At 64.4% G+C, this 9,709-nt stretch carries 14 protein-coding genes; 7 read left to right on the top strand and 7 right to left on the bottom strand.

Features of this window, described 5'->3' with window-relative positions; translation table 11 throughout:
- Window positions 1–893 (top strand): redox-regulated ATPase YchF (gene ychF, locus RMN84_RS02060; protein ID WP_309610547.1); only part of this gene is annotated, 893 nt, incomplete at its 5' end.
- Window positions 894–906: 13 nt separating this feature from the next.
- On the opposite strand, the gene RMN84_RS02055 is transcribed toward ychF, so the two are convergent.
- The gene (locus RMN84_RS02055; RefSeq protein WP_309610546.1) at window positions 907–1,101 is read right to left on the bottom strand and encodes a hypothetical protein; all 195 of its coding nucleotides are present in this window, start codon (window positions 1,099–1,101) and stop codon (window positions 907–909) included.
- A gap of 90 nt (window positions 1,102–1,191) precedes the next feature.
- On the opposite strand from RMN84_RS02055, the gene RMN84_RS02050 reads away from it, so the two are divergent.
- Complete coding sequence (locus RMN84_RS02050; RefSeq protein ID WP_309610545.1) at window positions 1,192–1,638, top strand: MaoC family dehydratase; 447 nt, start codon at window positions 1,192–1,194, stop codon at window positions 1,636–1,638.
- A 168-nt stretch (window positions 1,639–1,806) separates the two neighbouring features.
- On the opposite strand, the gene RMN84_RS02045 is transcribed toward RMN84_RS02050, so the two are convergent.
- From RMN84_RS02045 to petA, 3 genes are read right to left on the bottom strand one after another with little or no spacing between them, the layout of a single operon-like run.
- Window positions 1,807–2,667, bottom strand: coding sequence for a cytochrome c1 (locus RMN84_RS02045; protein WP_309610544.1), 861 nt, complete (start codon window positions 2,665–2,667; stop codon window positions 1,807–1,809).
- Between the two features lie 9 nt (window positions 2,668–2,676).
- Entirely contained in the window at window positions 2,677–3,999 is a 1,323-nt protein-coding gene (locus RMN84_RS02040; protein ID WP_309610543.1) for a cytochrome b/b6, read from the bottom strand.
- 14 nt (window positions 4,000–4,013) lie between these two features.
- Entirely contained in the window at window positions 4,014–4,577 is a 564-nt protein-coding gene (gene petA, locus RMN84_RS02035) for a ubiquinol-cytochrome c reductase iron-sulfur subunit (protein ID WP_309610542.1), read from the bottom strand.
- A 172-nt stretch (window positions 4,578–4,749) separates the two neighbouring features.
- Here petA and RMN84_RS02030 point away from each other — a divergent pair, with 172 nt between their 5' ends.
- Genes RMN84_RS02030 through RMN84_RS02020 form a run of 3 tightly spaced genes read left to right on the top strand, consistent with a single transcriptional unit; the run spans window position 4,750 to window position 6,640 of the window.
- On the top strand, window positions 4,750–5,196 hold the full coding sequence (locus RMN84_RS02030; protein ID WP_309610548.1) for a TrmH family RNA methyltransferase: 447 nt from the start codon (window positions 4,750–4,752) through the stop codon (window positions 5,194–5,196).
- Window positions 5,193–6,035, top strand: a complete 843-nt coding sequence (gene hemF, locus RMN84_RS02025) for an oxygen-dependent coproporphyrinogen oxidase (protein ID WP_309610541.1) — start codon at window positions 5,193–5,195, stop codon at window positions 6,033–6,035. Before RMN84_RS02030 ends, hemF begins: the two co-directional genes overlap by 4 nt.
- Window positions 6,032–6,640 carry a GNAT family N-acetyltransferase gene (locus tag RMN84_RS02020; protein WP_309610540.1) on the top strand — a complete coding sequence of 203 codons (609 nt, stop codon included), beginning with the start codon at window positions 6,032–6,034 and terminating at the stop codon, window positions 6,638–6,640. Before hemF ends, RMN84_RS02020 begins: the two co-directional genes overlap by 4 nt.
- Here the strand turns inward: RMN84_RS02020 and RMN84_RS02015 are convergent.
- Window positions 6,616–7,401, bottom strand: coding sequence for a hypothetical protein (locus RMN84_RS02015; RefSeq protein WP_309610539.1), 786 nt, complete (start codon window positions 7,399–7,401; stop codon window positions 6,616–6,618). The genes RMN84_RS02020 and RMN84_RS02015 overlap by 25 nt on opposite strands.
- Window positions 7,402–7,496: 95 nt before the next feature.
- Here RMN84_RS02015 and lipB point away from each other — a divergent pair, with 95 nt between their 5' ends.
- Both lipB and RMN84_RS02005 read left to right on the top strand, forming a co-directional pair.
- Window positions 7,497–8,156 carry a lipoyl(octanoyl) transferase LipB gene (lipB, locus tag RMN84_RS02010; RefSeq protein ID WP_309610538.1) on the top strand — a complete coding sequence of 220 codons (660 nt, stop codon included), beginning with the start codon at window positions 7,497–7,499 and terminating at the stop codon, window positions 8,154–8,156.
- A gap of 86 nt (window positions 8,157–8,242) precedes the next feature.
- On the top strand, window positions 8,243–8,479 hold the full coding sequence (locus RMN84_RS02005; RefSeq protein ID WP_309610537.1) for a hypothetical protein: 237 nt from the start codon (window positions 8,243–8,245) through the stop codon (window positions 8,477–8,479).
- 77 nt (window positions 8,480–8,556) lie between these two features.
- On the opposite strand, the gene queE is transcribed toward RMN84_RS02005, so the two are convergent.
- Together queE and RMN84_RS01995 are read right to left on the bottom strand one after the other, a co-directional pair.
- The gene (gene queE, locus RMN84_RS02000) at window positions 8,557–9,189 is read right to left on the bottom strand and encodes a 7-carboxy-7-deazaguanine synthase (RefSeq protein ID WP_309610536.1); all 633 of its coding nucleotides are present in this window, start codon (window positions 9,187–9,189) and stop codon (window positions 8,557–8,559) included.
- Window positions 9,186–9,709 (bottom strand): 7-cyano-7-deazaguanine synthase (locus tag RMN84_RS01995; protein WP_309610535.1); only part of this gene is annotated, 524 nt, incomplete at its 5' end. The genes RMN84_RS01995 and queE, both read right to left, overlap by 4 nt.

The following is a 9,709-nucleotide window of genomic DNA, read 5'->3' as shown; positions in this document are numbered from 1 at the left end:
GCTTCGTCGACATTGCCGGGCTGGTGAAGGGTGCGTCGCAGGGCGAGGGGCTGGGCAACCAGTTCCTCGGCAACATCCGTGAGGTCGATGCCATCGTCCACGTCCTGCGCTGCTTCGAGGATGACGACATTCAGCATGTCGCCAATAAGGTCGATCCGATCGCCGATGCCGAAGTGGTCGAGACCGAATTGCTGCTGTCCGACCTCGAAAGCCTTGAAAAGCGTGTTCCCAACTTGATCAAGAAGGGCCAGCAGGGCGACAAGGAAGCGAAGATCGCCGCCGCCGTGCTTGGCCAGGCGCTTGAGCTACTGCGCGAAGGCAAGCCCGCCCGCCTGACCGTGCCCAAGGACGAGGAAGAGGAGCGCGTCTTCGCCCAGGCCCAGCTGATCACCGCCAAGCCCGTCCTCTACGTCTGCAATGTCAACGAGGACGACGCCGCCGACGGCAATGCCCTGTCCGCCGCCGTCTTCGCCAAGGCGAAGGCCGAGGGCGCCAATGCTGTCGTGGTCTCCGCTGCGATCGAAGCAGACCTCGTCACCATGGAAATGGACGAACGCCTTGCCTTCCTCGAGGAGATGGGGCTCCACGAAACCGGCCTCGCCCGTGTCATCCGCTCCGGCTACGAGCTGCTCCACCTACTGACCTTCTTCACCGTGGGGCCCAAGGAAGCGCGGGCCTGGACACTCGAAAATGGCCGCAAGGCACCGCAGGCTGCCGGTGAGATTCACTCCGATTTCGAACGCGGTTTCATCCGCGCCGAAACCATCGCCTATGACGAATATATCGCGCTGAACGGCGAGGCTGGCGCGCGCGACGCCGGCAAGCTGCGCCAGGAAGGCAAAGACTATGTCGTCAAGGACGGCGACGTCCTCCACTTCAAGTTCAACGTCTGACGCTCACGCGAATCTAGTGTCGGGATTCCCTCAGAAGCATCACGCCGAGCAGGCCGGCGACGACGACTCCGACCCAGCTGACGCCCATCGGAATGGCGGAGCCACCGATCACTACCGGGAAGCCCTTCACAAGGCGATAAATATGAGCCACCGCGATCAGCAGGAACAGCATCGCAGCGATCAGGGTGAACGGTCTGCGGGCAGCCATGGCGCAAGTCTCCTCCAAAGCGCCGTAACCATAGCCTAACCGCCACAACATTGCGATGACCAGCCGGTGCAGCAGAAAGGATAATGCCGGATGATTTATTTCGAGGACTTGGAGGTCGGCAAGGAGACCGAGTTTGGCCACTACGACGTAACTCGCGAGGAAGTGCTCGAATTCGCCCGCAAATACGACCCGCAACCGTTCCATCTTTCGGACGAAGCCGCGGCCAAGACCCATTTCGGCCGCGTCGCCGCGAGTGGCTGGCACACCGCCGCCATGGCGATGTCGGTCATCGTCCGCTCGTTCAAACAGGCTCCGCAAGCGGGCCTCGGTTCGCCCGGTATCGACGAGCTGCGCTGGTTGAAGCCGGTCTATCCCGGAGACCGTATTACCGTGCGCGGCAAGATCGTCGGCATGACTCCGTCCCGTTCCAAACCGGACATCGGCAGCATTCGAACCGAAACGACGGTGACTAACCAGGATGGTGTCGATGTGATGCGCTACACCTCGATCGTGCTGATTCGACGACGCCCGGCCTGAAATGGCGGACGGCCCCCCTTCCACCGGGAGAGAAGGGCCGCCTTCGCGTCAATCCTGGCGTGAGTGCCTAGAGCCTTTCCAGTCAGATGATATCATCTGAGGATTCGGAAACGGCAGAAGACAAACAATCTAGACCCGCATTTTGGTTCAACCAAAATGACACCGGAACTAGTCCGCGCGTTTCTTGCCTTTCGCCTCGGCCCAGATGTTCTGGTAGCTGAGGTAGGCCAGCACCGTCGCCAGCAATAGGAAGATCAGCACGACGATCCCGACCTGGTGACGCGCCTCAAGCTTGGGTTCCGCAGTCCATACCAGGAAGGCAGCAACATCGGTCGACATCTGGTCGACCGACGACGTGGTGCCGTCGGCATAGCTCACCTGCCCGTCGCTCGCCAGCGGCGGCGGCATCGCCAGGTTCAGATTGGCGAAATAGGGATTGTAGTACAGGCCCGTCGGCGTCTTCACGTCGGGGAAGCGCTTGAGCAGATCCGCCGGCTGCTGAGCATAGCCGGTCAGCAGCGAATGGACATAGGCCGCGCCGCCCTCGCGCGCCTTGGTGATCAGCGACAGGTCGGGCGGCAGCGCATTATTGTTAGCCGCACGCGCCGCCGTTTCATTGGCGAACGGGCTGGGGAAATGGTCGGCCGGGGTCGCCTTGCGAGTCGCCGCCTCGCCCGTCTCCGGATTGATCGATGGAACCTCGGCGGTCCACTTGTTGGCGATCGCCTTCACTTCGGCCTCGGTATAGCCGAGCTGGCGCAAGTCGCGGAACGCCACCAACTTCATCGAGTGGCAGGCCGAGCAGACTTCCTTGTACACTTGGAAGCCGCGCTGCAGCTGCTGCCGGTCATATTTGCCGAACGGCCCATTACTGGCGAGGGCGAGCTCCTTGGGCTCCTTGTGGAACCCGGCGCTTTCGGCGGTCGGCGTCGGCGGATCGGAGATGAAGCCGGACAGATTGGCGACAAAGGCCAGCAGCACTGCACCGACAAAGGCCAGGCCGACGAGAAAGGCAAGCTTGCGAATCATGTCGGATCCTTATTCGGCGGCCGCGGGGGCGCCGGTCATCGTCGATGGCGTGGTCGCCAGCCCGTAGGGTGCGCTTTCGGCGGCCTGTCCGTGCAGCACCGACGCCGAGATCGACGAAGGCAGCGGCAACGGTCGCTCGATCTTCGCGACGAGCGGCAGGATGATCAGGAAGTGCGCGAAATAATAAGCTGTCGCCAGCTGGCCGATCATCACATGGAGCGGATCGGGGCTGCCGCCGCCGACCCACGCCAGCAGGATCACATCAACCACCAGCAGCCAGAAAAAACGCTTGAACAGCGGGCGGTAATTGCCTGACCGCACCGGCGACGTGTCCAGCCACGGCAGCAGGAACAGCAGCAGGATCGACCCGAACATTGCCAGCACGCCCCACAGCTTCGCCGGCAGGATGAGATCCACAGTGAACGACTTGAGGATCGCGTAGAACGGCCAGAAATACCATTCGGGAACGATATGTGCCGGCGTCGACAGCGGGTTGGCCGGGATATAATTGTCGGGGTGTCCGAGCGAATTCGGCATGAAGAAGATGAACGCGCAATAGAGCATCAGGAACGCGCTGAGGAACCAGCCGTCCTTGGCCGTGTAGAACGGATGGAACGGAAGTGTGTCCTGCTCGGTCTTCACGTCGACTCCGGTCGGGTTGTTGGACCCCGGAATGTGCAGCGACCAGATGTGCAGAATAACCACGCCCGCGATCACGAACGGCAGCAGATAGTGAAGCGAGAAGAAACGGTTGAGCGCCGACTGGTCGGGCGCATAGCCTCCCAGCAGGAAGATGCGCAGCGGCTCGCCGACGATCGGAAAGGCGGAGAAGAAGCCGGTGATGACCTGCGCACCCCAATAGCTCATCTGGCCCCACGGCAGCACATAGCCCATGAACGCGGTCGCCATCATCAGCAAATAAATGACCAGCCCGAGCATCCAGATCAGCTCGCGGGGTGCCTTGTACGAGCCGAAATAGAGCCCGCGAAAGATATGAACATAGACCGCGACGAAAAAGAAACTTGCGCCGTTGGCGTGCGCATACCGCAGCAGCCAGCCCGAATTGACGTCGCGCATGATGCTCTCGACGCTGTTGAATGCGCCGTCAGCCGTCGCGAAATAATGCATCGCCAACACGATGCCGGTGATGATCTGGATGGTCAGCATCAACCCGGAAAGGACGCCGAAATTCCACGCATAGTTGAGGTTGCGCGGTACCGGATAGCCGCCGCCGAGCGACCCATAGACCAGTCGCGGCAAAGGCAGGCGCTGGTCCAGCCAGCGCGAGAAATTGCCCTTGGGTTCATATGGTTTGGCCCAGCCGAAGCTCATGACGATGCTCTTCCTTAGCCGATCTTGACGAGGGTCGGTGACGAAAACACATACTCCGGCACCGCGAGATTCTTCGGCGCCGGGCCTTTTCGGATGCGCGCGGCGGTGTCGTAGGCCGAGCCGTGGCACGGGCAGAAATAGCCGCCGAACGGCCCGCGATTCTCACCCTCGCCTGTGCCCAGCGGGATACAGCCGAGGTGGGTGCAAACCCCCATCGTAATCAGCCAGTTGGCGTGCCCCGGCTTGGTCCGCTGGGCCAGTGTCTGCGGATCGCGCAGGGTCGACACGTCGACCGCATTGGCCTCGGCGATTTCCTTGGGCATCAGGTTGCGGATGAACACCGGCTGCTTGCGCCAGCTGGTTTTGATCGCCTGGCCCGGCAGGATCTTCGAGATATCGACCTCGACCGAGGCCATCGCCAGCACGTCGGCCGACGGCGCCATCTGCGTCAGCAGCGGCACCACTGCGGCAACCGCGCCGACCCCGGCAACGCTGACCGCGGCGACATTGAGGAAGTCGCGGCGGCGCACACCGTCGTCGGGCGGCGCGTCATGAGACTGTTGTTCCAGCGTGGCCATGCTCACCCTTAAGACCTCGCCCGCTTGGAAACGGGCGCAATAACCGGCTCGCGTCCGGAACGGCCGGAGCGATGGCGCGCCTGATAGCGTCTCGGCCGCGTGATGCAAACGCGAAAAAGCAAGCGTCGGTGCGACTTGCCGTCAAAGCCCGCCATGCGGTAGCTCGATGCGCATGCGTATCGCGCTCTATCAACCCGAAATCGCCGGCAATGTCGGCGCCGTCCTGCGGCTCGGCGCGTGCCTGGGCGTGGCGGTCGACCTGATCGAGCCGATGGGGTTTGCGTGGGACGACGCCCGCGTCCGCCGCACCGCAATGGACTATATCGACCAGGTCGAGGTAGCCCGCCATGCGGACTGGGCCGCATTCCGCGCCGCCCGGCCCGGCCGACTCGTGCTGCTAACCACGCAAGGCAGGGCTTCGCTCTATGAGGCAGCGTTCGACCCCGCCGACATCCTCCTTATCGGCAAGGAAAGCGCGGGAGTCCCGGCTGCCGTCGCCGCCGACTGCGCTCTCGCCCTGCGCATCTCGATCCGCTGCGAAGTCCGCTCGCTCAACCTCGCCACCGCCGCCGCCCTTGCGCTCGGTGAGGCGCTGCGCCAGACGAACGCCCTGCCATGAAGCCACTCGACGAACAGCAAGCCGCCGCCCGAACCTGGTTCGAATCCCTCCGCGACCGGATCACCGACGAATTCGAGGCAATCGAGCGCGAGGCCGGTTCCGACGCCGCGTTCACCTACATTCCATGGGATCGCACCGAGGATGACGGCTCCCACGGTGGCGGCGGCGTGCGCGGGCAGATGAACGGCCAGGTGTTCGAAAAAGTCGGCGTCAACGTCTCGACCGTCGGCGGACAACTCTCCCCCGAATTCGCCGCTTCGATCCCCGGCACGGAGAGCGATCGCAGCTTCTTCGCCACCGGCATCAGCCTGGTCGCGCACATGGCCAACCCGCATGTCCCTGCAGTCCATATGAACTGCCGCTTCCTGTCGACCACGCGGCGCTGGTTCGGCGGCGGCGCGGATTTGAATCCGGCACTTCCAATCGCCGAGGACACCTTCGCGTTCCACGCCCGCCTGCGCGCCGCCTGTGCCGCGCACGACCCGACTTTTTACCCGCGCTTCTCGAAATGGGCCGAGGATTATTTTTGGCTGCCCAACCGCCAGGTCGCACGCGGCGTCGGCGGTATCTTCTTTGACCGGCTCGAAGATCATTTCGACGGTCATTTCGCCTTCACCCGCGATGTCGGCGAGGCGTTCCTCGACATTTTCCCGGCGATCGTGCGGCGACGGATGCACCAGCCCTTCACCGAAGATGAACGGCAGCAACTGCTCGAATACCGTGGCCGCTACGTCGAGTTCAACCTGCTCTACGACCGCGGCACGCTGTTCGGGCTCAAGACCGGCGGCAACATCGACGCGATTCTCATGAGCCTGCCGCCGCTTGCCAGCTGGTCATGAGCCTGACGCCGGTCGCGGCGGAGCAGCTGGCGGCCGTCGTCACGATGCTCGAGATGCACGCATTTCCTGCGGACATGGCGCTGCCGCCTTCCCCGCTTCGCCTTGACCGGCGCCTGGCCATCGCCCCCAATGAATACCGCACCTTGTTCCGCCTCGTCGGCGCACCTTGGCTATGGTTCTCGCGGCTAGTGATGAGCGATACGGATTTATGCGCAATCGTGCATGACGATTCAGTCGAGCTGTTTGCCGTGGTCGACGCAGCGAATCAGGACGTCGGGATGCTCGAGCTCGACTTTCGCACCGCCAACGAATGCGAGCTCGCCTTCCTCGGCCTCGTCCCCGCACTCGCCGGCCACGGTCACGGCCGCTGGCTTCTGGCTGAGGCGATCACCCGCGCCTGGCGTCCCGACGTCACCCGCGTCCACGTCCACACCTGCACGCTCGATCATCCCGCCGCGCTCGCGGCCTATCGCTGCGCCGGCTTCACTGCCATCGGGCGCGCGATCGAGCAGTTCGCCGACCCACGCCTCGCTGGTGTCCTGCCGCTCGACTGTGCGTCGCACATCCCGCTGCTGAGGACTCAGGCCGCCACCGCGACGCGCTGAGCATAGAGCCGCGCAAAGAGGATCGAGAACAGTGACAGGATCGCCGCCTGCACCGCCCCGGTTGCGCTCGCGATGATCAGCAGTGGCAGCGTCAGCGGCTCGGGCGGGCCAAGCAGCAGCGTCACCACCGATCCGACTGCAACCTCGACCGCATAACTGGCGACTTCCCCGCCGATGATGAATAGCAACACCGCGCCCAGCAAGCGCAGGACCTGGCCCTTCGTCAGCGTCAGGCCGCGCTTCAGGATCGCCACGGGCCCGCCGCTTTCCACTGCCGCAACCGGCCCGCTTAGCAGGAAACGGCTGAAGGCGATGATAAACGCTACCAGCACCACCAGCGTTGCCAGCGCGAAGATCAGTGCCATCCCGCGATTGCCCCTCACCACCGCAGCCTGCATCGGCGGGTACAGCAGGGCCAGCAGCAGCGAGAAAGGCAAGGCGAACAGGAACACCGCGCCGATATAGGCCGGCGCCCGCCGCGCCGCCTGACGGATCGAATTGCCCAACCGCTCGCGACGGCCCAGCGCCAGCCGCGCGATCGCCAGCTGCCCGATTACTCCCAGCACTGCGCTGGCGAAAAACAGCACCAGCGACAGCGGCGACGCATCCGCCATCCCGACCTTGGGCGGCGGCGCCGCAATCTGGGCCACGACTCCCGGCAGGAACAGCAGCGCCAGCGCCAGCGGCGCCAGCAGGCGAAGCTCCCCCGCCACAAAGGCGCTGGTCTCGTCCCACGCCTTCGATATCGACAATTTCGCCACGCACGTCTCCCTCGCTCGGCGCTCCTCCTAGCGGCCCGCCCCGCCGAGTGGCAATCGGCCTTGCCGCGCCGCGCGTGCAGCGGCATGGCCGATCGATGGACCGGCTGCTTCCCGAATGGCGCGTCAGCCAAGGGCTGACCCTTTACCCGGACGCGCTCGCAACGATGGAGACGCGCGCCGCAGCGATCCGGGCCGGCATGGCCCGCGAGCTGATATGGCTGGTCGAGCATCCACCGCTGTTCACCGCCGGGACGAGCGCCGACCCGGCCGAGCTGATGAATCCTGCCGGCTTCCCGGTGTTCAAGGCCGGTCGCGGCGGCCGCTACACCTATCACGGCCCCGGCCAGCGGGTCGGATATCTTATGCTCGACCTCGACGCGCGCGGTCGCGATATTCGCCATTTCGTTCATTCGCTCGAAGGCTGGCTGATCGCCGCGCTCGGCCGGCTCGGCGTCATCGCGCGGCGCGAGCCGGGGCGGATCGGGCTGTGGGTCGGTTATGGCGCGGACGAGGCCAAGATCGCCGCCATCGGCGTGCGGGTGAAGCGCTGGGTCACGCTCCACGGGTTCTCGATCAACCTTGACCCCGACCTCGCGCATTTCGGCGGAATCGTCCCGTGCGGAATTCGCGAATATGGCGTCACCAGCCTCAAGACGCTGGGTGTCCAGCAAGAAATATCTGCCCTGGATAAGGCTCTGGAGAGGGAACTTCCCATCTTTTTGAACATTTTAGGACAAGCTTGCAAAGTCACTTGAGGCGCAACCGCCTTTTCGACTAATGTCCCCATGGTTTGTGCGGCGGGGGACCCTGCGGCAAATCTTATAATCAAGGGAGTTTCTGAATGCGTGCTCTGATCCTGGTCGCTGGTGCGGCCCTCGCGGTGTCTGCTTGCAGCAGCAAGACCACCACCGAGAATACCATGAACGTCGATACCAACATGACGACCGAGACTGTCACGACCAATGACACGACCGCCGTCGACGCCGGCATGAACGCCGGTGACAACATGGCCGCCGATTCGAACATGTCGATGAATTCGACGACGACGACGACCAACACCACCACCAACGCCATGTAATGGCGTCCGGTCGGCCTTCGGGCTGGCTGGAACGATCGAGGGGCTGCCGGGCGACCGGTGGCCCCTTTTTCATTGGCTCAGGGCAAGCCGGCCATCTTGTGCGCCTGCAGTGTCAGCCGCCATCTGGGCCGTTCCATGACCAGCGCGATCGCCGCATCGACCACCGCCGCGCGATCCGGTCCATCCATCGGCTGGACCAGATGATGGTCGAAATCCCACTCCTCGATCGCATCCAGGTCGATCCCGTCCTGCGGCCACACCAGCTTCAATTCATCGCCCGACCGCTGCACCACCACGCTGCCCGCCTTGGGACTGATGCACAGCCAGTCAATCCCCGGCAGCGCGGCGATCGTCCCATTGCTCTCCATCGCCACCCGGAACCCCCGTTCGTGCAACGCATCCAGCAGCGCCGCATCGAGCTGCAGCATCGGCTCCCCGCCAGTGATCACCACCAGCCGCGCCTGCTCACCCGCGCCCCACAGCGCCGCAACCCGATCGGCGAGCGCCGCGGCATCGGCGAACTTGCCGCCCCCCGGTCCGTCGGTCCCGACGAAGTCCGTATCGCAAAAACGGCATACCGCACTCGCCCGGTCCGCCTCGCGCCCCGACCACAGGTTGCACCCGGCAAAACGCAGGAACACCGCCCGGCTCCCCGCCTGCATCCCCTCGCCCTGCAGCGTGAGGAAAATCTCCTTCACCGCGTAGGTCATCGCACCGCGTAGCGCGTCGCGTCGGGCAGTCCGGCCTCGGCGAAGCCCTTCTCGCGCAGCCGGCACGCATCGCACAGCCCGCATGCTCCACCATCCGCCGCCGGATCATAGCAACTATGGCTTTCTGCCGCGTCGAGCCCCAGCCGCGCCGCTTCCCGTGCAATATCGGCCTTGGTCAGATGCTGTAACGGTGCATGGATCGTGAAGCCGCCCCCTTCAACTCCAACCCGCGTTGCCTGATTGGCCAGCGCCTGGAACGCCGCGATGAACTCGGGGCGGCAATCGGGATAGCCCGAATAGTCGAGCGCATTGACCCCGACGAACAGGTCGCGCGCGCCCGCCGACTCGGCCCACGCCAGCGCCAGGCTGAGGAACACCATGTTGCGCGCCGGGACATAGGTTACCGGAATTCCGCCCGCGCCGCTCGCCCCGACGCCATCCTTTGGCACGTCGATATCCGCCGTCAGCGCGGATCCGCCGAACGCGGTCAGGTCGATCGACAGGACGATGTGCCGCATCG

This window comes from Sphingomonas sp. (assembly GCF_031380695.1).
Classification (GTDB): Bacteria; Pseudomonadota; Alphaproteobacteria; order Sphingomonadales; family Sphingomonadaceae; genus Sphingomicrobium.
Note: the sequence above shows the minus strand (reverse complement) of the source record. Positions and strands in the feature narration are given on the sequence as shown.